The sequence below is a fragment of the Microbacterium sp. CH1 genome (genome assembly GCF_001595495.1).
Classification (GTDB): domain Bacteria; phylum Actinomycetota; class Actinomycetes; order Actinomycetales; family Microbacteriaceae; genus Microbacterium.
On record NZ_LOSO01000011.1, the window covers coordinates 493513 to 518393 of the forward strand.

20 protein-coding genes and 1 tRNA gene are annotated in these 24881 nt (G+C 70.0%); 17 read left to right on the forward strand and 4 right to left on the reverse strand.

Annotation, left to right across the window (positions count from 1 at the left end; all coding sequences use genetic code 11):
- From lgt to AUV07_RS05770, 6 genes are all read left to right on the forward strand, one after another.
- Window positions 1-1026, forward strand: coding sequence for a prolipoprotein diacylglyceryl transferase (lgt, locus tag AUV07_RS05745; protein WP_062634533.1), 1026 nt, complete (start codon window positions 1-3; stop codon window positions 1024-1026).
- Window positions 1027-1168: 142 nt separating this feature from the next.
- Complete coding sequence (gltB, locus tag AUV07_RS05750) at window positions 1169-5692, forward strand: glutamate synthase large subunit (RefSeq protein ID WP_102209237.1); 4524 nt, start codon at window positions 1169-1171, stop codon at window positions 5690-5692.
- A complete protein-coding gene (locus AUV07_RS05755) occupies window positions 5685-7151 on the forward strand; it encodes a glutamate synthase subunit beta (protein WP_025103473.1) in 1467 nt (488 codons plus the stop codon). The genes gltB and AUV07_RS05755 overlap by 8 nt, the downstream gene beginning before the upstream one ends.
- Window positions 7152-7207: 56 nt before the next feature.
- Complete coding sequence (gene pyk, locus AUV07_RS05760; RefSeq protein WP_062635190.1) at window positions 7208-8656, forward strand: pyruvate kinase; 1449 nt, start codon at window positions 7208-7210, stop codon at window positions 8654-8656.
- 110 nt (window positions 8657-8766) lie between these two features.
- A complete protein-coding gene (locus AUV07_RS05765) occupies window positions 8767-9573 on the forward strand; it encodes an alpha/beta fold hydrolase (protein ID WP_062634537.1) in 807 nt (268 codons plus the stop codon).
- Window positions 9513-10223 (forward strand): esterase/lipase family protein, encoded by a 711-nt coding sequence (locus AUV07_RS05770; protein WP_062634539.1) that lies wholly within the window; start codon window positions 9513-9515, stop codon window positions 10221-10223. The genes AUV07_RS05765 and AUV07_RS05770 overlap by 61 nt, the downstream gene beginning before the upstream one ends.
- Window positions 10224-10245: 22 nt before the next feature.
- Here AUV07_RS05770 and AUV07_RS05775 read toward each other — a convergent pair.
- Window positions 10246-10331 (reverse strand) — tRNA-Leu (locus tag AUV07_RS05775).
- Between the two features lie 100 nt (window positions 10332-10431).
- Between AUV07_RS05775 and AUV07_RS05780 the strand changes: the two genes are divergently transcribed.
- Both AUV07_RS05780 and AUV07_RS05785 read left to right on the forward strand, forming a co-directional pair.
- A complete protein-coding gene (locus tag AUV07_RS05780) occupies window positions 10432-11049 on the forward strand; it encodes an ANTAR domain-containing response regulator (protein WP_025103469.1) in 618 nt (205 codons plus the stop codon).
- Window positions 11050-11058: 9 nt separating this feature from the next.
- Complete coding sequence (locus AUV07_RS05785) at window positions 11059-11622, forward strand: GNAT family N-acetyltransferase (RefSeq protein WP_062634542.1); 564 nt, start codon at window positions 11059-11061, stop codon at window positions 11620-11622.
- On the opposite strand, the gene AUV07_RS05790 is transcribed toward AUV07_RS05785, so the two are convergent.
- Window positions 11597-12025, reverse strand: a complete 429-nt coding sequence (locus AUV07_RS05790; RefSeq protein ID WP_062634544.1) for a hotdog fold thioesterase — start codon at window positions 12023-12025, stop codon at window positions 11597-11599. The genes AUV07_RS05785 and AUV07_RS05790 overlap by 26 nt on opposite strands.
- A 45-nt stretch (window positions 12026-12070) precedes the next feature.
- On the opposite strand from AUV07_RS05790, the gene polA reads away from it, so the two are divergent.
- From polA to AUV07_RS05825, 7 genes are read left to right on the forward strand one after another with little or no spacing between them, the layout of a single operon-like run.
- Window positions 12071-14704: a DNA polymerase I gene (gene polA, locus AUV07_RS05795; protein ID WP_062634546.1), complete on the forward strand. Its 2634-nt coding sequence runs from the start codon at window positions 12071-12073 to the stop codon at window positions 14702-14704.
- A gap of 39 nt (window positions 14705-14743) precedes the next feature.
- A complete protein-coding gene (locus tag AUV07_RS05800; protein ID WP_025103465.1) occupies window positions 14744-16420 on the forward strand; it encodes a DUF885 domain-containing protein in 1677 nt (558 codons plus the stop codon).
- 55 nt (window positions 16421-16475) lie between these two features.
- Window positions 16476-17510: an LLM class flavin-dependent oxidoreductase gene (locus AUV07_RS05805; RefSeq protein WP_062634549.1), complete on the forward strand. Its 1035-nt coding sequence runs from the start codon at window positions 16476-16478 to the stop codon at window positions 17508-17510.
- 51 nt (window positions 17511-17561) lie between these two features.
- Entirely contained in the window at window positions 17562-18914 is a 1353-nt protein-coding gene (locus AUV07_RS05810; RefSeq protein WP_062634551.1) for an MFS transporter, read from the forward strand.
- A 28-nt stretch (window positions 18915-18942) separates the two neighbouring features.
- Window positions 18943-19698, forward strand: coding sequence for an SGNH/GDSL hydrolase family protein (locus tag AUV07_RS05815; protein WP_062634553.1), 756 nt, complete (start codon window positions 18943-18945; stop codon window positions 19696-19698).
- Between the two features lie 19 nt (window positions 19699-19717).
- Entirely contained in the window at window positions 19718-20464 is a 747-nt protein-coding gene (locus AUV07_RS05820; protein ID WP_062634555.1) for a formylglycine-generating enzyme family protein, read from the forward strand.
- Between the two features lie 57 nt (window positions 20465-20521).
- Entirely contained in the window at window positions 20522-21334 is an 813-nt protein-coding gene (locus AUV07_RS05825) for an arginase family protein (RefSeq protein WP_062634557.1), read from the forward strand.
- Window positions 21335-21349: 15 nt separating this feature from the next.
- Here AUV07_RS05825 and AUV07_RS05830 read toward each other — a convergent pair whose 3' ends face one another.
- Complete coding sequence (locus AUV07_RS05830; protein WP_082802864.1) at window positions 21350-22531, reverse strand: DUF4232 domain-containing protein; 1182 nt, start codon at window positions 22529-22531, stop codon at window positions 21350-21352.
- Window positions 22532-22549: 18 nt separating this feature from the next.
- Complete coding sequence (locus AUV07_RS05835; RefSeq protein WP_025103458.1) at window positions 22550-23875, reverse strand: MFS transporter; 1326 nt, start codon at window positions 23873-23875, stop codon at window positions 22550-22552.
- A 54-nt stretch (window positions 23876-23929) separates the two neighbouring features.
- Between AUV07_RS05835 and AUV07_RS05840 the strand changes: the two genes are divergently transcribed.
- Together AUV07_RS05840 and AUV07_RS05845 are read left to right on the forward strand one after the other, a co-directional pair.
- Window positions 23930-24298 carry a VOC family protein gene (locus tag AUV07_RS05840; protein ID WP_062634561.1) on the forward strand — a complete coding sequence of 123 codons (369 nt, stop codon included), beginning with the start codon at window positions 23930-23932 and terminating at the stop codon, window positions 24296-24298.
- A 93-nt stretch (window positions 24299-24391) separates the two neighbouring features.
- Window positions 24392-24874, forward strand: a complete 483-nt coding sequence (locus AUV07_RS05845) for a GNAT family N-acetyltransferase (RefSeq protein ID WP_062634563.1) — start codon at window positions 24392-24394, stop codon at window positions 24872-24874.
- The last annotated feature ends 7 nt before the right edge of the window (window positions 24875-24881 follow it).

The following is a 24881-nucleotide window of genomic DNA, read 5'->3' on the forward strand; positions in this document are numbered from 1 at the left end:
ATGTCCTCCGCGCTCCACAGCACCGCCGCCGGCGTGCTCGCCAGCATCCCGAGCCCGCCCGTGTCGTACTTCGATCTCGGTCCGCTCCGGATCCACTTCTACGCGCTGTGCATCATCGCCGGCATCATCGTCGCCGTCCTGATGACGAACCACCGCCTCACCAAGCGCGGCGCGGAGCCGTGGGTGGTCATCGACATCGCCATCCTCGCCGTGCCGCTCGCGATCATCGGCGCGCGCATCTTCCACGTGCTCACGCACCCGAACTTCTACTTCGGCGAGGGCAAGAACACCTGGAATCCCTTCGAGCCGGGCTCCGTCTGGGCGATCTGGGAGGGTGGCATCGCCATCTTCGGGGCGCTCATCGGCGGTGCCGTCGGCGCCTACCTCGGATGCCGGTGGACCGGCATCCGCTTCTGGACCTTCGCGGACGCGCTGGCTCCCGGGCTGCTCCTCGCGCAGGCGATGGGCCGCTTCGGCAACTGGTTCAACCACGAGCTCTTCGGCCTGCCGACCTCGCTGCCGTGGGGCCTGGAGATCGAGTCGACCAATTCGGCCTTCCCTCCCGGTCTCCCCGAGGGCACCCTCTTCCACCCGACCTTCCTGTACGAGGTCATCTGGAACGGGCTCGGCGTCCTCGTGCTGCTGTGGCTCGGCCGCAAGCTGTTCTTCCAGTGGGGGCGCCTCTTCGCGATCTACCTCATCTGGTACAGCGCCGGACGCATCCTGTGGGAGTCGATCCGCATCGACCCGAGCGAGATCATCCTGGGCCTGCGCAGCAACGTCTGGGCCGCCATCATCGGCGTCGTCCTCGGCCTCGTCATCCTCGTGGTGCAGACGCGCCGTCACCCCGGTCTCGAGCCCTCGCCGTACCAGCCGGGCCGCGGACGGAAGGACGTGGACGCTGATGTACAATCGCAGGACAATCCCTCTGATTTCGTGGACGTGAGCGAGCCTCCGGCCGAAGAAGTCGCCGCCGGAGCCACTGCCACAAGCGCTGCTCCCTCGAGCGGGGACGGCTCCCGATAACGCCGACTCGCGGCGGGAGAACCATTGCACTGAACGAGCGGGCCGACGACGTCCCCGGGTTTCACTGAAGATCTGAGGACGGTAACTGGTGTACTTCCAGCCCCCTTACGGCGCCTCCGGCGCATACCCCCCGAAGCAGGGCATGTACAACCCGGCGTTCGAGAAGGACGCCTGCGGCCTGGCCATGGTCGCAACGCTGCGCGGCGAAGCCGGGCACGACATCATCGCGCTGGCCCTCGAGGCCCTGCGCAACCTGGAGCACCGCGGGGCCATCGGGTCCGACGCGGGCACCGGGGACGGAGCCGGCATCCTCACCCAGATGCCGGACGAGTTCCTCCGCGCGGTCACCGGCTTCGAACTGCCGCCCGTGGGGGAGTACGCGGCCGGGCTGGCCTTCCTGCCTCGCGATTCGAGCGAGCGCCGCCAGCAGAAGGCCGGGATCGAGAAGATCGCCCGCGCGGAGGGGCTCCGCGTCCTCGGCTGGCGCGAGGTCCCCACAGCCAACGAGAACCTCGGCAAGCTCGCCGACGAGGCCCGTCCCGCCTTCGAGCAGCTCTTCGTGAGCGCCGGCGGCGCCACCCTCGCCGATGCGCCGCTGACCGGCATCACGCTCGACCGCGTCGCCTATCGCCTCCGCAAGCGCGCCGGTCACGAGCTCGGCGCCTACTTCGTCTCCCTGTCCAGCCGCACGCTCGGCTACAAGGGCATGGTCACCACGCTCCAGCTCGAGCCGTTCTACCCGGATCTGCAGGACGAGCGCTTCGCCTCCGAGCTCGCCGTCGTGCACTCGCGGTACTCGACGAACACCTTCCCCTCGTGGCCGCTCGCGCAGCCGCTGCGGATGCTGGCCCACAACGGCGAGATCAACACCGTCGGCGGCAACCGCAACTGGATGCGCGCCCGCCAGTCGCAGCTCGAGTCCGAGCTCCTCGGCGACATCTCGCCCCTGCTGCCCATCTGCACCGACGGCGCCAGCGACTCCGCCTCGTTCGACGAGGTGCTGGAGCTGCTCACCCTCACCGGCCGCAGCCTGCCGCACGCGATCATGATGATGGTGCCGGAGGCCTACGAGAAGCAGGCCGACATCTCGCCGGAGCTGCGAGCGTTCTACGAGTACCACTCCAACCAGATGGAGCCGTGGGACGGCCCGGCCGCCCTCATCTTCACCGACGGCACGCTCGTCGGCGCTACCCTGGACCGCAACGGTCTGCGCCCCGGACGCTGGACGGAGACCACCGACGGCCTCGTCGTCATCGGCTCCGAGACCGGCGTGCTGCACTTCGAGCCGGAGCGCATCAAGCGCCGCGGCCGGCTGCAGCCCGGCAAGATGTTCCTCGTCGACACGGCTCAGCGCCGGATCGTCGAGGATGAGGAGATCAAGCACGATCTCGCGTCGATGCACCCGTGGCAGGAGTGGCTGGACGCGGGTTCCGTCCGCCTGGCCGACCTCCCCGAGCGCGAGCACATCGTGCACCCGCCGGCGTCGATCACTCGGCGGCAGCGCACCTTCGGGTACACGGAGGAGGAGGTCCGCATCCTCCTCACCCCGATGGGTCAGACGGGTGTCGAGCCGCTGGGCGCCATGGGATCGGACACCCCGATCGCCGTGCTCAGCAAGCGCCCGCGGCTGCTCTTCGACTACTTCACGCAGCAGTTCGCGCAGGTGACCAACCCGCCGCTCGACTCGATCCGCGAAGAGGTCGTCACGAGCCTCAAGCTCGGTCTCGGCCCTGAGGTCAACCTGCTGAGCTGGGGTCCGGAGCACACCCGCACGGTGTCGCTCGACTTCCCGGTCATCGACAACGACGAGCTCGCGAAGATCCGGCACATCGACAAGGCCCTCCCCGGGCGTTCGAGCGCCACGATCCGCGGTCTCTACCATTTCGACGCAGGACCCCACACCCTCGCGGAGCGCCTCACCGAGATGTGCGCCGAGGTCGATCAGGCCATCGAGGACGGCGCGGAGTTCATCATCCTGTCCGACCGCGACTCGAACAAGGATCTCGTCCCGATCCCGTCGCTGCTCATGGTGTCGGCCATCCATCACCACCTCATCCGGCGTGAGAACCGGATGAAGGTCGGTCTGATCGTCGAGGCCGGCGACGTGCGCGAGGTGCACCACGTCGCGACCCTCATCGGCTACGGCGCCTCGGCTATCAACCCCTACCTCGCCATGGAGACGGTCGAGCACCTCGTGCGCACCGGCTACATCACGGGCATCTCCCCGGAGAAGGCCGTGAAGAACCTCATCTACGCGCTCGGCAAGGGCGTGCTGAAGATCATGTCGAAGATGGGCATCTCCACGGTGTCGTCCTATGCGGGCGCGCAGGTGTTCGAGGCGGTCGGCCTCAGCCAGGAGTTCATCGACGCCTACTTCACGCGCACCGAGTCGAAGCTGGGCGGCATCGGGATCGAGGAGATCTTCGCCGAGAACCAGGCCCGCCACGACTACGCCTACCCGGAGGACGCCGCGGCCCGTGCTCACGAGCGCCTGTGGACCGGAGGCGAGTACCAGTGGCGTCGCGACGGCTCTCCGCACCTCTTCAATCCGGAGACGGTGTTCAAGCTGCAGCACTCCACGCGGACCCGCCGCTACGACATCTTCCGCGAGTACACGAAGCTCGTCGACGACCAGGCGGCCGAGCTGAAGACGCTGCGCGGCCTGTTCTCGCTGCGGACCGGCACGCGCAAGCCCGTGCCGCTCGACGAGGTCGAGCCCGTCTCGGCGATCGTCAAGCGCTTCTCCACGGGGGCGATGAGCTACGGCTCCATCTCCAAGGAGGCGCACGAGACGCTCGCGATCGCGATGAACCGGATCGGCGGCAAGTCGAACACGGGGGAGGGCGGGGAAGACCCCGACCGTCTCGTCGACCCCGAGCGGCGCAGTGCGATCAAGCAGGTGGCCTCGGGTCGATTCGGTGTCACGAGCCTCTACCTCACCGAGGCCGACGACATCCAGATCAAGCTCGCCCAGGGCGCCAAGCCCGGTGAGGGCGGTCAGCTCCCGCCGACCAAGGTGTACCCCTGGGTCGCGCGCACGCGCCACGCCACCGCGGGGGTCGGCCTCATCTCGCCGCCGCCGCACCACGACATCTACTCGATCGAAGACCTCAAGCAGCTCATCTTCGACCTGAAGCGGGCGAATCCCGAGGCGCGCATCCACACGAAGCTCGTCAGCCAGTCCGGCATCGGCGCGGTCTCGGCCGGTGTCGCCAAGGCGCTCAGCGATGTCATCCTCGTGTCCGGTCACGACGGCGGTACGGGCGCGAGCCCGCTGAATTCGCTGAAGCACGCGGGAACGCCGTGGGAGCTCGGCCTCGCGGAGACGCAGCAGACGCTCATGCTCAACGGCATGCGCGACCGCGTCGTCGTGCAGGTCGACGGGCAGCTCAAGACCGGACGGGACGTCATCATCGGCGCCCTGCTCGGTGCCGAGGAGTTCGGCTTCGCCACCGCGCCCCTCGTGGTCAGCGGCTGCATCATGATGCGCGTCTGCCACCTCGATACCTGCCCGGTGGGCGTCGCGACGCAGAACCCCGTCCTGCGCGACCGGTTCACCGGCAAGCCCGAGTTCGTCGTGAACTTCATGGAGTTCATCGCCGAGGAGGTGCGCGAGCTGCTCGCCGAGCTCGGCTACCGCTCGATCGACGAGATCGTCGGTCGCACCGAGCTCCTGGAGACCAACGCGGCGATCGCGCACTGGAAGGCCGAGGGACTCGACCTCAGCCCCGTGCTGGAGGGTCCGGCGTTCCCGGCCGGCGAGCCGCGTCGCAGCGGCCGCGCCCAGGACCACGAGCTCGACAAGCACTTCGACGTGCAGCTCATCGACATCGCGAAGGGAGCGCTGCTGAACGGCGACCCCGTCGTGGTGGAGCTCCCGATCGCCAACACCGAGCGCGCGGTCGGCACGATGCTCGGGCATCAGGTGACCTCGCGCCACGGCGCCACCGGACTGCCGAAGGAGACCATCGACGTCACCCTCACCGGCACGGCGGGACAGTCTCTCGGTGCGTTCCTCCCGCCGGGCATCATCCTCCGGCTGGAGGGTGACGCGAACGACTACGTCGGCAAGGGACTCTCCGGTGGGGACATCACGATCCGGCCGCCCCGCGGCTCCGCGATCGCCCCGCACGAGAACGTCATCGCGGGCAACGTGATCGGGTACGGCGCCACCTCCGGCACCATGTTCATCTCCGGTGTGGTGGGCGAGCGCTTCCTCGTCCGCAACTCCGGTGCGACCGCGGTGGTCGAGGGCGTGGGTGACCACGCGCTCGAGTACATGACCGGCGGCCTCGCGGTGATCCTCGGATCGACCGGCCGCAACTTCGGCGCCGGCATGTCCGGGGGAGTGGCCTACGTGCACGCTCTGGACACCGCGAAGGTCAACGCGCAGTCGCTCGGCAGCGGCGAGCTGCGGCTCGAGCCGCTGGACCGCGCCGACCTCGAAGTGCTGCGCGGGCTGCTCGTGGAGCATGTGGAGCGCACGGCGTCCCCGCGCGCCGCGGCTCTCCTGGAGGACTTCGACGCCAGCGCGGCGGAGTTCGTGAAGGTGCTCCCGCGCGACTTCGCCGCCGTGCGCAGCATGCGCGAGGAGGCACTGGCCGAGGGGATCGACCCCGACGGCGACATCGTCTGGAACCGCATCCTGGAGGTGACCGGTGGCTGACCCCAAAGGCTTTCTGAAGGTGACCGAGCGGGAACTTCCCGCTCGCCGTCCGGTGCCCGTGCGCATCATGGACTGGAAAGAGGTGTACGAGCCCGGCGACAAGGCGGTGCTCCGTCGCCAGGCCAGTCGGTGCATGGACTGCGGCGTGCCCTTCTGCCACTCCGGCTGCCCCCTGGGCAACCTCATCCCGGAGTGGAACGACCTCACCTGGCGCGGGGAGGGCCGCGCGGCGATCGAGCGGCTGCACGCGACGAACAACTTCCCGGAGTTCACCGGACGGCTCTGCCCGGCCCCGTGCGAGAGCTCGTGCGTCCTCGGCATCAACCAGCCGGCCGTGACGATCAAGCAGATCGAGGTCTCCATCATCGACGAGGCCTTCGCCAAGGGCTGGGTCGAGCCGGAGCCGCCGGAGCGTCTGACGGGCAAGACCGTGGCCGTCGTGGGCTCGGGCCCCGCCGGTCTCGCCGCCGCCCAGCAGCTCACCCGCGCCGGGCACACCGTCGCCGTCTTCGAGCGGGACGACCGCATCGGCGGCCTGCTGCGCTACGGCATCCCGGACTTCAAGATGGAGAAGAGCCAGCTCGAGGCCCGCCTGCGCCAGATGCAGGAGGAGGGCACGCGGTTCCGCGCCGGCGTCGAGATCGGCAAGGACATCTCCTGGGCCGACCTGCGCGCCCGGTACGACGCGGTCGTGATCGCCACCGGCGCCACGGTCCCGCGCGACCTGCCGATCCCCGGTCGCGACCTCGACGGCGTCCACTTCGCGATGGAGTACCTCGTCGAGTCGAACCACGCGGTCGCCGGCGACACCGTCCCGGACCAGATCACCGCCGAGGGCAAGCACGTCATCGTCATCGGCGGCGGCGACACGGGCGCCGACTGCATCGGCACCGCGCACCGCCAGGGCGCCCTCAGCGTCACCAACCTCGCCATCGGCAAGCAGCCGAGCGAGACGCGGCCGGATCACCAGCCGTGGCCGATGATGCCGACGATCTTCGAGGTGGCCTCGGCTCACGAGGAGGGCGGGGAGCGGGTCTTCCTCGCCTCGACCGTGGAGTTCCTGTCGAACGACGTCGGCGAGGTCCGCGCGCTGCGCGTGGCCGAGACCGAGTACATCGACGGCCGCCGCGTGCCCAAGAGCGGCACGGAGCGGGAGATCCCGGCCGACCTGGTGCTCATCGCGATGGGCTTCACCGGGCCGGAGCAGGACGGCTACACCGAGGACACCCGGCCGGAGGTGACCGAGCGCGGCGCCTTCCGTCGCGCCGCGAGCTACGAGTCGTCGATCCCCGGCGTGTTCGTCGCCGGGGACGCGGGACGCGGGCAGTCGCTCATCGTTTGGGCGATCGCTGAGGGCCGGGCGGCGGCGGCGAACGTCGACCGCTTCCTCATGGGCACCACCGTGCTGCCGGAGCCGGTGCGCCCGAGCGATGTCGCGATCGGCCTCCAGCCCGCGTAGGCTGAGGCCGGCAGTGTCGCCTGTTTGTAATCCCCCACTTCTACCCTGGAGACATGTTGAGACGCGCGAAAATCGTCGCCACCCTGGGCCCCGCCACTTCCACGTATGAGACGGTGCGCGCACTGATCGATGCCGGTGTGGACGTCGCCCGACTGAACCTCAGCCACGGTGACTACTCCGTCCACGAGAACAACTACGCGAACGTGCGCCGTGCGGCGGAGGACTCCGGTCGTGCCGTCGCCATCCTCGTGGACCTCCAGGGTCCGAAGATCCGTCTGGGCCGCTTCGAGGACGGACCGTACGAGCTCGCCAAGGGCGACATCTTCAAGATCACCACCGAGGACATCATCGGCAACAAGGAGATCAGCGGCACGACGTTCAAGGGCCTTCCTCAGGACGTCAAGCCCGGCGACTTCCTGCTGATCGACGACGGCAAGGTGCGCGTCGAGGTCGTCGAGACCGACGGCGTGACCGTCACCACGCGTGTCGTCGTCGCTGGCGCCGTCTCGAACAACAAGGGCATCAACCTGCCCGGCGTCGCCGTCAACGTTCCCGCGCTCAGCGAGAAGGACGAGGAGGACCTCCGCTGGGGCCTCCGGACCGGTGCCGACCTCATCGCGCTGTCGTTCGTGCGCAACGCCTCGGACGTGACCCGCGTGCACGAGATCATGGCGGAGGAGGGCGTCCGCGTCCCGGTCATCGCCAAGATCGAGAAGCCGCAGGCCGTCGACGCGCTCGAAGAGATCGTCGACGCGTTCGACGGCATCATGGTCGCCCGTGGCGACCTCGGCGTGGAGCTGCCCCTCGAAGCCGTCCCGATCGTGCAGAAGCGCGCCGTCGAGCTGGCCCGTCGCAACGCCAAGCCCGTGATCGTGGCGACGCAGATGCTCGAGTCGATGATCAACAGCCCGGTGCCGACCCGCGCCGAGACCTCCGATGTCGCCAACGCCGTCCTCGACGGTGCCGACGCGGTCATGCTCTCCGGCGAGACCAGCGTGGGCGACTACCCGGTCGTCGTCGTCGAGACGATGGCCCGGATCATCGAGTCGACGGAGGAGCACGGTCTGGAGCGCATCCTGCCGCTCACCACGAAGCCCCGCACGCAGGGTGGCGCCATCACGCTCGCGGCCCTCGAGGTCGCGGAGTTCGTGGACGCCAAGTTCCTGTGCGTGTTCACGCAGTCGGGCGACTCGGCGCGCCGCCTGTCCCGTCTGCGCTCCCGCATCCCGATGCTGGCCTTCACGCCGGAGCCCGGCATCCGTCGTCGTATGGCGCTGACCTGGGGTCTCCGCTCCACCCTCGTCGACATGGTGCAGCACACCGACCTCATGTACCACCAGGTCGACGAGTACCTCCTCGGGAACGGCCTCGCCGTCGAGGGGGACAAGGTCGTCGTCATCTCGGGGTCCCCTCCCGGGATCATCGGTTCCACGAACGACCTGCGCGTGCACAAGGTCGGCGATGCGCTCCGCGGCGCCGCGCCGATCTACAAGGCCGGCGTCTGACGCAGGGCGTTCCGGGAGGGGCGGGGCTTCGGCCTCGCCCCTCCCTGTCATCTCCGGGCCGGTGCGTCAAGCCTCTCGGCCGTGACGGCGGCCTCCGTTAGCGTGCTGCCATGGTCCTCCGTCGTCTCCTCGTCACCTCCGGGCTGACGTTCCGCATCCTGGAGAGTCCGCGGCCCGCCGGCAGCGCCGCCCCGACCGTGGTCCTCGTGCACGGGATCGGGATGTCGCATCGGTACCTGTCGCGGCTGCACGCTGTGCTCGCCGACACCACCAGGGTGGTCTCCGTCGACCTCCCGGGCTTCGGCGGCCTGCCCAAGCCGCGGTTCGACGTCTCCATCCCGCAGATGGCGGCGGGCCTGGCTCAGGTGGTGGCGAGCCTCGACGACGATCGCGTCGTGCTCGTCGGGCACTCGATGGGCGTGCAGTGGGCCGTGGAGACGGCGCTGCGGCATCCCGAGTACGTCCGGACCGTCGTGACGATCGGTCCCGTCACCGACGACGCCCACCGGACTCTCGGCGCGCAGGCCCGGGCCCTGGCCGTCGACACCGTCGGCGAGACCCCGGCGATCAACACGGTCGTCTTCACCGACTATCTGCGCTGCGGCGTGCGGTGGTATCTCCGCCAGGTTAGGCACATGCTCGCATATCCCCTGGAGGAGGGGGTCGCGGCTCTCACCATGCCGGTGCTCGTCGTCCGGGGGAGCGACGATCCGATCGCAGGACGCGCGTGGTGTCGGCGCCTGCGCGACGCGGCGGCCGTCTCGCGACTGGTGGAGATCCCCGGTCACCATCATGTCGCGCAGCAGTCCGCGCCCCGGGCGGTGGCGTCCGCGATCCTGACCCACACGACGGGAGCATGGCCGACGGCGGTGCCGGCCGCGCCCCTCCGACGGGGGAGGGCACGATCAGCGTCCTGAGGATCCTGGGCTGGTGGGCCGCAGACTACGCCTACGCGGGGTTCTGGCAGGTCCGCTCGTTCTTCGGCCGTGACCAGGCGGACGACTTCACCACCGGAGACCGCGCCCCGATCGTGGTGCTCGCCGGTGTCTACGAGACCTGGCGCTTCCTGGAGCCGCTCATCGTCGCGCTGCACGAGCGGGGGCACCCGGTCCATGTCGTGGATGCGCTGCGCCGCAACCAGTTCCCGGTCCGGGATGAGGCCGATCAGGTGGCCGACTACCTGCGCGCGCACGACCTCTCCGGCGTGTTCCTCGTCGCCCACAGCAAGGGCGGTCTCGCCGGGAAGCTGGTGATGACCGGCCCGGAGGGTGCGCGGATCCGCGGCATGCTCGCCATCGCGACGCCGTTCGGAGGCTCCCGCTACGCGCGGCTGCTCCCCGGACGGGTGCTGCGGGCGTTCTCGCCCGATGACCCCTCGATCGTGGCCCTGGGACGGGAGCTCGACGTGAACGCCCGCATCGTCTCGATCTATGCCGCGTTCGATCCGCACATCCCCGAGGGGAGCGAGCTCGCCGGGGCCAAGAACGTCGTCCTGGAGACGGGCGGGCACTTCCGCATCCTCGCCCACCCCCGCGTGATGGCCGAACTCGCCGCCCTCGCCGAGTGACGGGGCGAGCGGTCCGCGATGCTGGTGCCGGCGGTGGGACTCGAACCCACACGCCCTCTCGGACAAAGCATTTTGAGTGCTCCGCGTCTGCCATTCCGCCACGCCGGCCCGTGTCTCGCGACTTCGACTGTAGCGCAGACGACGGACGGTTCCCCGCACGCCCGCCGTCTTCAGCCGGCGGTGGGGACCTCTCCGTTAGGATGGAGGGGTGACCGAGCAAGAACAGGCTGAGCAGCCCACGGCATCCGCACCCCGACGCGTCGTCGTCGCCGAAGACGAGTCGCTGATCCGTCTCGACATCGTCGAGATCCTCCGCGACAACGGCTTCGATGTCGTCGGCGAGGCCGGCGACGGCGAGACGGCGGTGGCCCTCGCCACCGAGCTGCGTCCCGACCTCGTCATCATGGACGTGAAGATGCCCCAGCTCGACGGCATCAGCGCCGCCGAGAAGCTCCACAAGGGCAACATCGCCCCGGTCGTGCTGCTGACCGCGTTCAGCCAGAAGGAGCTCGTGGAGCGCGCGAGCGAGGCCGGAGCCCTGGCCTACGTCGTGAAGCCCTTCACCCCGAACGATCTCCTCCCCGCGATCGAGATCGCCCTGGCCCGCCACGAGCAGATCATCACCCTCGAAGCCGAGGTCGCCGACATGGTCGAGCGCTTCGAGACCCGCAAGCTCGTCGACCGCGCCAAGGGCCTCCTCAACGAGAAGATGGGCCTGAGCGAGCCCGAGGCGTTCCGCTGGATCCAGAAGGCGTCGATGGACCGCCGCCTGACGATGCAGGACGTCGCCAAGGCGATCATCGAGCAGCTCGCTCCCAAGAAGTAAGGCACTCCGGTGCTCCGGCTGGACGCAGAGCACGTTCTGCGGCCGGTCCGCGCCGGCGACGGTGCGGCGCTCGCGCGCGCGTATCTCGCGAACAGGGAGCACCTCGCCCCGTGGGAGCCGGCGCGTTCCGAGGCGTTCTTCACGGAGGACTGGCAGGAGCAGAACGCGCAGCAGTGCGTCGCCGAGGCCGCCCTCGGCCGGAGTTCCCGGTTCGTGATCCTCTCGGACGACGGCGAGATTCGCGGCCGGGTCAACCTGAACACCATCGTGCGCGGTGCGTTCTGGAGCGCCGATCTCGGGTACTGGATCGATTCCACCCGACTGCGCCGCGGGCTCGCAGGGCGCGCCGTTGCCCTCGTGGCTGAGCACGCGCGGGACGAGTTGCGGCTGCACCGCCTCCAGGCGTCGACGCTGCTGCACAACGTCGCCTCGCAGCGGGTCCTCGCCGCCACCGGCTTCGAGCGTATCGGCATCGCCCCGAAGTACCTGCGGATCGCGGGGGAGTGGCAGGACCACATCCTGTTCCAGCTGCTGCTGGAGGAGCCGCTCAGCCCGCGGCGGGAGCGTCCTTGATCATGTTGGTGATGCGGATCGTCGAGCAGCGCCGGCCCTGATCGTCGGTCACGACGATCTCGTGCACCGTGATGCTGCGCCCCAGGTGCACGGGCGTGCAGACTCCGGTGACCACGCCCGAGGTGGCCGACCGGGTGTGCGTGGCGTTGATGTCGACGCCGACAGCGAGGCGGCCGGCGCCCGCGTGCAGGTTGGCCGCCATGGAGCCGAGCGATTCGCCGAGCACGACGTAGGCGCCGCCGTGCATGAGACCGACCGGCTGGGTGTTGCCCTCCACCGGCATCGTCGCCACACAGCGGTCGATGCCGAACTCGACGAACTCCATGCCCATCTTCTCGGCCAGCGCACCCATGCCGCGGGCGGCCGCCCACTCGAGTCCTTCGCTGGTGGCGACCTCGCTCATGCATCCTCCTCTGCGGGTGTCCGTGCTCCTCGTTAGGCTGACAGGGTGACGGACTCCGCAAAGCCTACCCTCATGGTCGTCGACGGCCACTCGCTCGCCTACCGGGCCTTCTTCGCCCTCCCGGTCGACAACTTCACCACCAAGGACAACCAGCACACGAACGCCATCTACGGCTTCCTGTCCATGCTGGTCAACCTCATCAAGGCCGAGCAGCCCACGCATCTCGCGATCGCGTTCGACACCTCCCGCCACTCGTTCCGCACCGACGAGTATCCGGAGTACAAGGCCACCCGGTCCGAGACGCCGCAGGAGTTCAAGGGCCAGATCCCGCTGCTGCAGGACTGCCTCGCGGCGATGTCGATCCCGGTGCTGACACAGGAGGGCATTGAGGCCGACGACATCCTCGCCACCCTCTCCACGCAGGGGGCGGCCCAGGGCTACGACGTGCTCGTGGTCTCGGGAGACCGCGACACCATCCAGCTCGTCACCGACGACGTCACGCTGCTGTATCCGTCCGTCCAGGGGGTCTCGCAGCTGAAGCGCTACGACCCGGCGACCGTGCAGGAGCGCTACGGCGTCCGCCCCGAGCAGTATCCCGACATCGCCGCCCTCGTCGGTGAGACCAGCGACAACCTCCCCGGCGTGCCGAAGGTGGGGGAGAAGACGGCCGTCAAGTGGCTCACGCAGTTCGGCTCCCTCGACGAGCTGCTCGAGCGTGCCGGTGAGATCAAGGGCGTGGTCGGCGGCAACCTCCGCGACCACATCGAAGACGTCCGCCGCAACCGCAAGCTCAACCGCCTGCTGACCGACGTGGAGCTGCCTGTCGCACCGGCCGACCTCGCCGTCGCCCCGATCGACGCCGAGGCCGTCCGCGACATCTTCGCCCGGCTGGAGTTCCGCACGCTGCTGCCCCGGGTCTTCGAGGCCGTCGGAGCGGGCGAGGTCGCCGACGACCCGGCCTCCGTCGTCGAGATGCCCACGCCGGCACAGGTGTCCGCCCCGGATCTGGCCACCTGGGCCGCGGCGCAGGACGGAGACGTCGCTCTCCGGGTCGTGGTGCAGTCGGGCGCACCTGTGCGCGTCGGTGTCGCCACCGGGAGCGAGCTGCGCGAGCTCGACTGGTCGGAGGAGGCGGCCGCGGCGCTGCGCCCGTGGCTGGAGTCCGAGGCGCCGAAGGTGCTGCACGACGCCAAGCCGCAGGTGAAGGCGTTGCTCCGTCAGGGCATCCGTCTGGGCGGGCTCGCCTACGACACGAGCCTGGCGGGCTGGCTGCTGCGCCCCAGCTTCCCCGACAAGACGCTGTCCGACCTCGTGCAGCGCTACCTGGGGGAGAAGCTCCCCGAGGCCGATCCGTCGCAGCTCGTGCCGGAGACCGAGGGTGCCACCCCCTCGCAGGAGGCATGGTTCATCCTCCGGGTGGCCGAGGCGCTGCGGAACGATCTGCCGGAGCCGGTCGACGCCGTGCTCCGCGACATCGAGCTGCCGACGCTCCGCACGCTCGCCGACATGGAGCTCGCCGGTGTCGCCGTGTCGCACGAGGTGCTGTCGACGTTCTCGGCCGAACTCGCGACGCGGGCGGACGCCCTGGCCCAGGAGGCCTTCTCGGTCGTCGGTCGCGAGTTCAATCTCGGGTCGCCGAAGCAGCTCCAGGAGGTGCTGTTCGAAGACCTGCAGCTCCCGAAGACGCGCAAGACGAAGACCGGGTACTCGACCGATGCCGCGGTGCTCGCCGACCTGCAGGAATCCCACCCGCACCCGTTCCTCAGCCTGCTGCTGCAGCACCGTGAGGCGACCAAGCTGCGGCAGATCATCGAGTCCCTCGACACTGCCATCCGCGAGGACCACCGGGTGCACACGACCTATGTGCAGACGGGCAGCCAGACCGGGCGCCTGTCCAGCACCGATCCGAACCTGCAGAACATCCCGGTCCGCACCGAGGAGTCGCGGCGCATCCGCAGCGCCTTCGAGGTCGGCGAGGGCTACGAGACCCTGCTCACCGCCGACTACTCGCAGATCGAGATGCGGATCATGGCGCACCTCTCGGGCGACGAGGGGCTGATCGAGGCGTTCAACAGCGGTGAAGACCTGCACCGCTTCGTCGGCGCCCGCGTGTTCGGCGTCGATCCGTCCGAGGTCACGCCGGCGATGCGCACCAAGGTGAAGGCGATGTCGTACGGCCTCGTCTACGGCCTCTCCGCCTTCGGGCTCTCGAAGCAGCTGCGCATCGAGCAGTCCGAGGCCAAGCAGCTCATGGTCGAGTACTTCGCACGGTTCGGCGCGGTCCGCGACTACCTGCGGGCCTCGGTGATGAAGGCCAAGGAGGTCGGCTACACCGAGACGATCTTCGGGCGTCGGCGGCCGTTCCCCGATCTCGCGAGCCCCAACCGCGTGCTGCGGGAGAACGCCGAGCGGGCGGCGCTCAACGCCCCGATCCAGGGCAGCGCGGCCGACATCATGAAGATCGCGCTGTTCCACATCCACGACGACCTCCATGCCGCGAAGCTGGAGTCGCGGGTGCTGCTGCAGATCCACGACGAACTCGTCGTCGAGGTCGCGGCAGGGGAGTGGGATGCGGTGGAGCAGATCGTCCGCACGCGGATGGGGGATGCCGCTCAGCTCTCCGTGCCGCTCGACGTGCAGGTGGGCCGCGGTCGGGACTGGAACGAAGCCGCGCACTGATCCCGGTGGCCGACGGGGGCGGGGATTAGGCTGGAAGGTATGACTTCAGCACCCCGCACCCCCTCCGCCATCGACAGGGTCGCCGATGAATGGGTCGACACGATCGCCGTCCTGGCGCCGACTCTCGGCACCTACATCGGCCGGTCCGAGGTCAACGACCGGTTCGGCGATCTGAGCCCGGAAGGCCATGAGGAGATCGCCGCGGCGACGCGGGCCACGCTCGACACGCTGTCCGCGCTGGAGCCCGTCGACGCGATCGACGAGGTGACCAAGACCGACCTCAGTGCGGAGCTGCGCCTCGACCTCGAGCTGCACGAGGCGAAGTGGCACCTGCGCGATCTGAACGTCATCGCCTCCGCCGCGCAGGACGTCCGCTCCGCCTTCGACCTGATGCCCACCGCGACGGTCGAGGACTGGGAGGTCATCTCCACCCGGCTCTCCGCGGTTCCCGCGGCGCTGCGCGGATACGTCGAGACGCTGCGCCTGGGCATCGCCGAGGGCGTGACGCCTGCACGACGCCAGGTCGCAGAGGTCGCGACGCAGATCGACCGCTACATCGCCGACGACGGCTTCTTCGCGGCGTTCGTCGCGCACGCCGATCCCGAGGAAGGCCAGCTTCCCGCCTCGCTCGCCCGCACCCTGGCGGACAACTCCGCGGCTGCGCGGGTCGCGTACGGGGAGCTGCGGCGCTTCCTCGCGGAGGAGCTCGCGCCCGAGGCCGGTGAGACGGACGCCGTGGGGCGCGACCTCTACGCCCTCAACTCCCGTCGATTCCTCGGCGCCACCATCGACCTCGACGAGACCTACGAGTGGGGTCGCGAAGAGCTCGCCCGCATGGTGGCCGAGCAGACGGCGATCGCGAACGAGATCCTCCCCGGCGCCTCCGTCGAAGAGGCCGTCGCGCATCTGGAGTCGGACCCCGCCCGCAAGCTCGTCGGCACCGAGGCGCTCCAGCGGTGGATGCAGGAGACCAGCGACCGCGCGGTCGCCGAGCTCGGCGCCTCGCACTTCGACATCCCGGAGGCCATCCGCACTCTGGAGTGCATGATCGCGCCGACGCAGGAGGGCGGGATCTACTACACCGGCCCCACTGACGACTTCTCGCGCCCCGGCCGCATGTGGTGGTCGGTCCCCGAGGGCGTCACCGAGTTCGACACGTGGCGCGAGCTCACCACCGTGTACCACGAGGGTGTGCCGGGGCATCACCTGCAGATCGCCCAGGCCGTGTACAACCGCGCCGAGCTCAACTCGTGGCGACGCCTGCTCGCCGGCACCTCCGGTCACGCGGAGGGTTGGGCGCTGTATGCGGAGCGACTGATGGAGCAGCTCGGTTACCTGGACGACCCGGCGGATCGCCTCGGCATGCTGGACGGGCAGCGGATGCGGGCGGCGCGCGTGGTCCTCGACATCGGCGTGCACCTCGGCAAGCCCCGTCTCGACGGTGACGGCGTCTGGGATGCCGACTACGCGCTCGACTTCCTCCGTCGCAACGTCAACATGTCGGACCAGTTCGTGCAGTTCGAGGTCAACCGGTACCTCGGCTGGCCGGGTCAGGCGCCGTCGTACAAGGTCGGTCAGCGCATCTGGGAGCAGGTGCGCGACGCCGTCCAGCAGGCGGAGGGCGACGCGTTCAGCTTCAAGGGCTTCCACAAGCGCGCCCTGGATCTGGGCGGCGTCGGGCTGGACACGCTGCGGAGCGCGCTGCTGCCTCGGTGACGGGAATGCCCGCCTCCCACCATGTGTTCCATTCACCTGAATAGGAAGGTGTGACATGGACATCGAGTTCGGGCTGGACACGTTCGGCGACATCACCCGGGATCAGGACGGCGAGCTGCTCAGCGGCGCGCAGACCATCCGGAACGTCGTCGCCCAGGCGGAGCTGGCCGATACGGTCGGCGTGGACTTCTTCGGCGTGGGGGAGCACCATCGTCGCGAGTTCGCGGTCTCATCTCCGGAGATGGTGCTCGCGGCGATCGCCGCCCGCACCGAACGGATCCGGCTGGGAACCGCCGTGACCGTCCTGTCCTCGGACGACCCGGTGCGCGTGTTCGAGCGCTTCTCGACCCTCGACGCCCTGTCCGGAGGGCGGGCGGAGGTCGTGCTCGGGCGCGGTTCGTTCATCGAGTCCTTCCCGCTGTTCGGCTACGACCTGCGCGATTACGACCGGCTCTTCGAGGAGAAGCTGGAGCTGTTCGTCGAGCTCCTCAAGGAGGAGCCCGTGACGTGGTCCGGGTCGCTGCGGCCGTCGCTCGACAACGCGGACGTCTTCCCGAAGACGGAGAAGGGTCTGCGCACGTGGGTCGGCGTGGGCGGCAGTCCCGAGTCCGTCGTGCGTGTCGCGCGTCACGGCCTCGGCCTCATGCTGGCGATCATCGGCGGCCCGGCCGGGCGGTTCAAGCCGTTCGTCGACCTGTACCACCGCTCGGTCGCCTCCTTCGGGACGACGGCGCACCCGGTGGCCGTGCACTCGCCGGGACACATCGCTCCCACCGACGCGGAGGCATGGGACGAGGCCTACCCGGGCTTCGAGGCGATGAACAACACCATCGGTCGCGAGCGCGGCTGGCCGCCCTACAGCCGCGCGCGTTTCCAGAACGACATCGGTCCCGAGGGCTCCCTCTATGCCGGCTCGCCGGAGCGCGTCGCCGCGAAGATCGCCGACACGATCACGACCCTCGGGCTCGGCCGCTTCGACCTCAAGTACGCGACGGGAACCCTCTCGCACGAGTCGATGATGCGCAGCATCGAGCTGTACGGCACCGAGGTGATCCCTCGGGTGCGGAAGCTCCTCGCCGACCGCGACTGAGCGGGCGTCATCTCGCGGCTCGGCGGGACGGCCGGCCCTACGATGAGAATCATGGCCGATACCGCCCTGCCGAGCCGCACCTCGCTCGCCGAGCGCCTCGACGTCCTCCCGTTCACCCGCCGGCACCTGCGCCTGCTCACGGGCTCCGGCGTCGGCTGGGCGCTCGACGCGATGGACGTCGGACTCATCTCCTTCATCATCGCGGCGCTCTCACAGCAGTGGGATCTCACGAAGGGGGAGGCCGGCTGGATCGCCTCGCTCGGCTTCGTCGGCATGGCGGTCGGCGCGACCCTCGGCGGTCTTCTCGCTGACCGCTTCGGCCGCCGGCAGGTGTTCGCCCTCACTCTGCTCGTCTACGGTGTGGCCACCGGAGCGAGTGCTCTGGTCGGGGGAGTGGCGGCCCTGCTCGTGCTGCGGTTCTTCGTCGGCCTCGGTCTCGGCGCGGAACTCCCGGTCGCCTCGACCTACGTGAGCGAGTTCGCTCCCGCGCGCATCCGCGGACGGCTGATCGTCATCCTGGAAGCATTCTGGGCCGTCGGCTGGACGGCCTCCGCGCTCATCGGGTTCTTCGTCATCCCCGCCTCCGAGGCGGGCTGGCGATGGGCCTTCGCGCTCGGCGCGATCCCCGCGGTCTACGCCCTCGTCGTGCGGTGGGGTCTGCCCGAGTCGCCGCGCTGGCTGGCGTCCCGCGGACGCATCGCGGAAGCGGATCGCATCGTGGCGGCCTTCGAGGCCGATGCGGGAGTCGAGTACACCCCGCCCCTCCGGAAGGAACCGGCGTCGCGGGCCATCGCGAAGACGGCACGGGCACGGCTCGCGACCCTCTGGAACGCGGAGTTCCGCGTGCGGACAGCGTGCCTCTGGCTCGTGTGGCTGGCCGTGAACTTCGCCTACTACGGGGCCTTCATCTGGATCCCCAGCATTCTCGTGGACGCCGGATTCGACCTCGTCCGTTCGTTCGGCTTCACCCTCATCATCACGCTCGCGCAGCTCCCGGGCTACGCCGTGGCGGCCTGGCTCATCGAGGTGTGGGGACGCCGCATCACCCTGTCGGTCTTCCTGCTGGGGGCGACCGCGTCGGCCGTCGTCTTCGGCACCGCCACGACCGTGCCGATGATCATCGGCGCCGGCATGGCGCTGTCGTTCTTCACCCTCGGCGCGTGGGGCGCGCTGTACGCGGTGACGCCTGAGATCTACCCGACCTCGCTGCGCGGCACCGGGGCGGGCTGGTCCGCAGGGGTCGGACGCATCGCCTCCATCGTGGCGCCCCTCGCCGTTCCTGTCCTCCTCGTCGCCGGCGGCGCTCCTCTGCTGTTCGTGGTGTTCGCGGCCTGCTTCCTCGTCGCGGCGGCCGCCGCGTGGGGACTCGTCGACCGGAGCGGAGCGGCGCTGGACGACCGGTGACGTCCGGGACCGGGAATAGGCTGGGCGCGTGGCTGATGTACGTTTCGTCGCGATAGGCGACTCCTTCACCGAAGGCGTAGGCGATGTGCTCCCCGATGGGCGCGAGCGCGGCTGGGCCGACATCGCCGCGCAGGGATGGGCGGATGCCGCGGGGCACCCCATCCAGTACGCGAACCTGGCGATCCGGGGGAAGCTGGCCTGGCCGATCGTCGAGGAGCAGCTCGAACCCGCGCTGGCCCTGCGTCCCACGCACCTGTCGTTCAACGGGGGCGGCAACGACATGCTGCGGCCGCGGACCGACGTGGAGCACATCGCCGATGCGTTCAGCCGGGTGCTGCGACGGTGCGACGAGGAGGGCGTGACGATGATCCTGCTCTCCGGCGCCAACCCCAGCGGGCAGCTTCCGATGGGCTCCCTCGTGCAGCGTCGGGGCGACCTGCTCTCCGAGGCGGTCCTGCGGCGCATCGAGGACCGCCCCGACGTGATCCGCGCCCTGAACTGGCCGGATACGGAGCTCTCGAAGCCCGCGTACTGGTCGGAGGACCGCCTTCATATGAATGCGGCCGGACACCATCGTGTCGCGGCCCGCGTGCTGCATGGACTCGGGTTCGAGCCGCCGGCAGCCTGGTGGGCGCCGCTCGATCGCTGGACCGCCGGCCCCGCGGGTCTGGCCTACTACCGGGAGTTCGTCGGGCCCTGGGTGCGTCGACGCGTGACGAGGACCTCGTCCGGAGACGGCCGTGCAGCGAAGTACCCCACGTGGGTCGAACGGACTCCGACGTGAGCGTCGCCGTACCCCGCGCATGAGTGATATCGAGCTCGTCCGTCTTCCCGCCGGCACGGTGACGCTGCACGACGCCCGGCGACGCACGCGCCGCACCGTGGAACTCGAACCCTTCGCCCTCGGTGTTTTCCCGGTGACCGAAGAACAGGTCACCGAGGTCCTGGGCACCCCGTCACGGCATCCTCGTCGCCCGGTCGCCGACGTGAGCTGGCTGCGGGCCGTCCACTTCTGCAACGCGGCCTCGGAGTGGGAGGGGCTCGATTCCGTCTACCACTTCGAGGGTGAGGATGTGGCCTGGGACACCACGGCGGACGGCTACCGCCTGCCGACCGAGGCCGAGTGGGAGTACGCCTGCCGCGCCGGTTCCACCGGGCCGCACTACGCCCCGCTGGCCGAGGCCGCGTGGACCGCTGCCGACGGAGTCGGCACGCCGCAGGACGTGGGCGGGAAGCTCCCGATCCTGCATGGGCTGTTCGACACGCTCGGGAACGTGTGGGAATGGTGCTGGGACCTCCTCGACCCCGCGCGGTACGACGACTACCGGGTCTTCCGCGGCGGCGGGTTCGCCGACGACGCTTGGAGCGTCCGCGCCTCGGTCCGTCGTGGGGGAGCGCCGCGCATGCACCACGAGGACGTCGGCTTCCGCGTGGCCCGGGGCGCCTTCGACACCGAGGAGGAGGCGCAGGGCTGGTCGGCGGCGGCAGACCGGGACCGCGCCTTCGTCGACGGAGGGCTGCCGTCGGGATGGACGCCGCGCCGGCGATAGTGCAGGCCGGATACGGCGGTTTTGGCCGCGGTCTGCGCCGGGTGGGAGACTGAGCGGATGACCAGGCCCTTCGCGCTCATCCTCAACCAGGGTCGCGTCGCCGACCGCACGGACGGAGCCCTCGTCGGGGCGCGCCGCGTCGCCGACGCCCTGTCCTCGCTGCTCCGGCAGGAGCCCGTCGTGGTCGGCACTCCGGAGCCCGGTCGGCTCGACGACTGGTCGGTCGCGCTGCCCGAGGCCTCGGACACGCTCGCGGGCCTCCGTGCCGCGGTGCAGGAGGCGATCACGGGGGAGGCGACGCCGCTCCTCGTGACGAACACGTGTGCGGCGAGCCTCGGAACGCTGCCGAGCGTCGCCGAGCACCACCCCGACGCGGTGGTGCTCTGGATCGATGCGCATGGCGACTTCAACACGCCGGACACCACCGACTCCGGCTACCTCGGCGGCATGGTCCTCGCCGCCGCCTGCGGCCTGTGGGACAGCGGCCACGGGGCGGGCATCGACCCGCGGCAGGTCATCGTCGTCGGCGGCCGCGACATCGACCCCGCCGAGGGAGAGCTCCTCGCCGGCGCGGGAGTGACCGTCCTCAGCCCCGCGGAGAGCACGCCGGAGCGGCTGAGCGCTCTCATCGCCGGGCGACCGGTGTGGATCCATGTCGACTGGGACGTCCTCGAGCCCGGCTACATCCCCGCGGCCTATCGGGTCGGCGACGGTCTGCTGCCGCACCAGGTGGCCGCGCTGTTCGCCGCCATCCCGGCCGCCGACGTCCGCGGCGTGGAGCTCGCCGAGTTCGAGGCGGGCGACGCGGAGGTGCCGGAGCGCGTGAGCGTCGAGTTGATCGTGGAGACGGTCCAGCACCTGCTGCGCTGACGGCGCCGAGTGCCGTCAGGGCGCGGCGGGTGCGGCGCCGAGGTGCCAGGCGGTGATCTCGACCTCGGAGCCCGAGACGATGTCGAGCTCGACCGGCCACGAGCCGCGGTCGAGTCCGGGGAGCACGGCGGCATGCAGGGCGCGGGCGACGAGAGCGCCGTCCGTGGCATTGGCATCCCAGCCGATCACCGCGGTCGCCTCGCCGCCGGGCGGCACCGTGACGGGCGCGATACCGGGGTCGGTCGCCAGGAATGAGGAACCGGGGCGCACCTCGACGTCGAGCGCATGGCCGTTCTGGTCCGCGAACGCGATGTCGGGATACCCCTCGACCACGCAGGGCTCCTCACCGACGTTCATCAGCCGGATGCTCTGGGCGCGGTGCCCCGTGGCCGCGTCGGCGGTTCCGAGCAGCAGTGTGGCTCGGTCGAGGGTGCAGGCGCCCGCGGGAAGCTGGGGTGTCGAGGCCCCCGGGGCGCGCTCCGGCACAGGGTCGCCCACTGCCGCCGGATCGACGAAGGCTCCCGTCTCGTCGGTGGCGCCCTGCAGCGCGGCGTTCTCCTCGACGATCTGGCGCTGCCACGCGGCATCGGCCAGGCTCCCGACCACGACGAGAGCGACCACGCTCGCGAGGGTGACACCGAGAAGGCCCGGGGACCACCGCCGTGCAGATTCCTCACCGGCTCTGCGCGAGAACGCCCAGGCGGGGATCCAGCCCCAGGCGAGTCCCCAGTAGGCAGTGTCCGGCGCGGACTCGACGACCGCAGCCGTGAGACCGTGCAGGCCCGAGAGAGGGAGGAAGGACAGGACCCGGGTGACGTCGTCGCACAGCCCGACGACCGTTCCGGCGAGGACGGCACCGAACCAGAGCAGGAGGAACGCGGGGGCCCGGCCGACACCCTGCGCACCCCGGCCCACGACCCAGACGACGCTGCACAGCACGGCGGCCGTCACCGTCAGCACGAGGACGCCCCACGCACCGGGGAGCAGCCAGGCATGACTCTGAAGCGGTCCGATACCGGCGAAGCTCAGCAACCGCGTCAGAACGATGTCGGAACCGGTGAGTCGAGCGATGGCACCGGAGACGATCCAGAGTGCGCCGAGGAGCAGTCCGGCGAGCAGCCCCGCCGTCAACGGTGGCCTCGTACGGCCGTCTCGGGCGCTCGAGACGGGGGCGGTCGACGGGGGAGCGGAGGCCATGCCTCATCCTATGGGCGCTCAGCGACGCCGCTCGGGATCCAGCCCCATGCGGATGCGCGTCCGTTTGCGTTCGATGAGGATGAAGACGACCCCGAGGATCCAGAGGGGGATCGGGGTGAGGAACGCGACACGGAAAGCGTCGAGCGTGTAGGTGTCCGGGGTGCCGGCGCCCTGGGCGTCGAGGAGGAGGCCGATCACGAAGACCGCGATCAGGGCTGCGATGAAGCCCCCCGCGTTCGTGACTCCGGTCGCCGTGCTGAGGCGGTGCGCGGGGTTGTGCGTGCGGGCGTGGTCGAAGGCGATCATCGACGCGGGGCCCCCGGTCGCGAGAGCGATCGCCAGGACCCAGAGGAGCCAGTCCGGGGCGGGGCCGGGGAGGGCGATGACCGCGATCCACGCGGCCATCTGCACGCCGACGGCGGGGAGGACGAGGGCGAGCGAGCGGTGATTCGGGAGGCGGCGGGAGAGATCGCCGATGATCGGACCGAGGATCATGCCCGCGACCACGTAGATCGAGATGATCCCCGCCGCGTGGGCGGTGGTCAGGCCCTCGCCTGCCGTGAGGAACGGCATGCCCCACAGCAGCACGAACACCGTGCCGGCGAACGGAGTGGTGAAGTGCGACCAGAACGCGAGCCGCGTGCCGGGATGCGCCCAGGCCGCCCGGATGCCGACGCCCGTGTCGATCGCCGACGTCACGACACGCACGACTCCGGTGTCCGTGTTCACCGACACGTCCGGGCCGCTCTCGGCGGGGTTGTTGCGCACGATGAGCCACACGAGGATCGTGAAGAGCAGGCCGAGACCGGCGATGCTGCCGAACGTGATCGACCAGGTGGTGGCGTGCAGCAGGGCGGCGACCGGCACCAGCGCGATCAGCTGCCCGGCCTGCCCGATGATCCCGGTGAACTGGACCATGACGGGCCCGCGTTGCGCGGGGAACCACGTGGCCACCAGTCGCAGCACGGCAGGGAAGACGGCGGCGTCGCCGGCTCCGAGGAGGACACGCGCGACGATCGCGATGCCGATGCTGGGGGAGAGGGCCATGGTGAGCTGTCCGGCCGCCATGAGCAGCATCCCCGCCGTGATGATCGGACGGGATCCGTAGCGGTCGAGGAGTACGCCCACCGGGATCTGCATCCCCCCGTAGACGGCGAGCTGCACGACCGCGAACAGCGCGAGCGTGGAGGCGTCTGCCTGGAAGCGGTCGGCGGCCTCGACACCGACGGCGCCGAGAGAGGTGCGGTTGGTGATGGCGAGAACGTAGGCCGCGACGCCGACGGACCAGATCGCCCAGGCCCGCCACCCCGGCGTGGAGACGGGGGAGTGGGAGACCTGAGGCACCCTTCCACGCTACTCCTGACCGGCGATGTCCGACGCCGTGGCTAGAGTGCCCGCATGACAGCCTCCTCGCAGCACCACGCCCTCGACTATGTCGAGCTCGTCGTCACGGATCTCGACGTGGCGAAACGCTTCTTCACCACCGCCTTCGGGTGGAGCTTCCAGGACTACGGCCCTGGCTATGCAGGCATCCTCTCGCCCCGCGCAGACGGGAGCGAGGTCGGCGGGCTCCTGCTCGCGGACGCACCGCGACCCGTCGGCGGTCCGCTCGTGCTGCTCTACTCCGATGACCTCGATGCGACGAAGGCGGCGATCCAGGACGCAGGCGGCCGGATCGTGCAGGAGCCGTATGCGTTCCCCGGTGGCCGGCGCCTTCACTTCGCCGACCCGAGCGGCAACGAGCTCGGCGTCTGGTCCTCCCATTAGGCGCTGCAGATCACAGCGCGGGGGCGGATGAGTGTCAGACTGCGAGGATGAGTCAGCTGCCCCGAATCCCGGAGATGGAGACGTCGCCTCCGCCTGCGCAGGCAGGCGATCGAGGACGCGACCGTGTTCCGGCACCTGTGGAGCGAACGTGACGACCGAGTGCCCGCTCACCGTCGGCTCGACGCGGCCGGCCGCCCCGACCTGGACGACATCCGAGCGCATATCCAGGGCGCTGAGGCCTCGTCACTTCTCACCGTGGCACGGATCGACACGGGGGAATCGATCGGGTACTGCGGTCTCGTGTACCGCGGTGACGGCGTGGGCGACGAACCGGAGCTCGCGTTCGAGCTGCTCCGTGCCGAGCACAACCGGGGGTACGCCACCGAAGCTGCCCACGCCGTCCTCGAATGGGCAGACGGGGCGGGCCTCGACCGCGTCTGGGCCGGCGTCTGGGAATGGAACCTCCCCTCCCGGCGCGTGCTCGAGAAGCTCGGCTTCGTCGAATCCGGACGGGAACGCCCGTCCTCCGTCCACGGTCGGAACATCCTGACCGTCAGGACTCTCTTCGCGACGTGAGAGTAGG

Excerpts from the sequence above, each read along its gene's own strand:
- lgt (WP_062634533.1), top strand. The coding sequence starts at position 1 with ATGTCCTCCGCGCTCCACAGCACCGCCGCCGGCGTGCTCGCCAGCATC.
- gltB (WP_102209237.1), top strand. The coding sequence starts at position 1,169 with ATGTACAACCCGGCGTTCGAGAAGGACGCCTGCGGCCTGGCCATGGTC.
- AUV07_RS05765 (WP_062634537.1), top strand. The coding sequence starts at position 8,767 with ATGGTCCTCCGTCGTCTCCTCGTCACCTCCGGGCTGACGTTCCGCATC.
- AUV07_RS05770 (WP_062634539.1), top strand. The coding sequence starts at position 9,513 with ATGGCCGACGGCGGTGCCGGCCGCGCCCCTCCGACGGGGGAGGGCACG.
- AUV07_RS05790 (WP_062634544.1), bottom strand. The coding sequence starts at position 12,025 with ATGAGCGAGGTCGCCACCAGCGAAGGACTCGAGTGGGCGGCCGCCCGC.
- AUV07_RS05800 (WP_025103465.1), top strand. The coding sequence starts at position 14,744 with ATGACTTCAGCACCCCGCACCCCCTCCGCCATCGACAGGGTCGCCGAT.
- AUV07_RS05805 (WP_062634549.1), top strand. The coding sequence starts at position 16,476 with ATGGACATCGAGTTCGGGCTGGACACGTTCGGCGACATCACCCGGGAT.
- AUV07_RS05810 (WP_062634551.1), top strand. The coding sequence starts at position 17,562 with ATGGCCGATACCGCCCTGCCGAGCCGCACCTCGCTCGCCGAGCGCCTC.
- AUV07_RS05820 (WP_062634555.1), top strand. The coding sequence starts at position 19,718 with ATGAGTGATATCGAGCTCGTCCGTCTTCCCGCCGGCACGGTGACGCTG.
- AUV07_RS05825 (WP_062634557.1), top strand. The coding sequence starts at position 20,522 with ATGACCAGGCCCTTCGCGCTCATCCTCAACCAGGGTCGCGTCGCCGAC.
- AUV07_RS05830 (WP_082802864.1), bottom strand. The coding sequence starts at position 22,531 with ATGGCCTCCGCTCCCCCGTCGACCGCCCCCGTCTCGAGCGCCCGAGAC.
- AUV07_RS05840 (WP_062634561.1), top strand. The coding sequence starts at position 23,930 with ATGACAGCCTCCTCGCAGCACCACGCCCTCGACTATGTCGAGCTCGTC.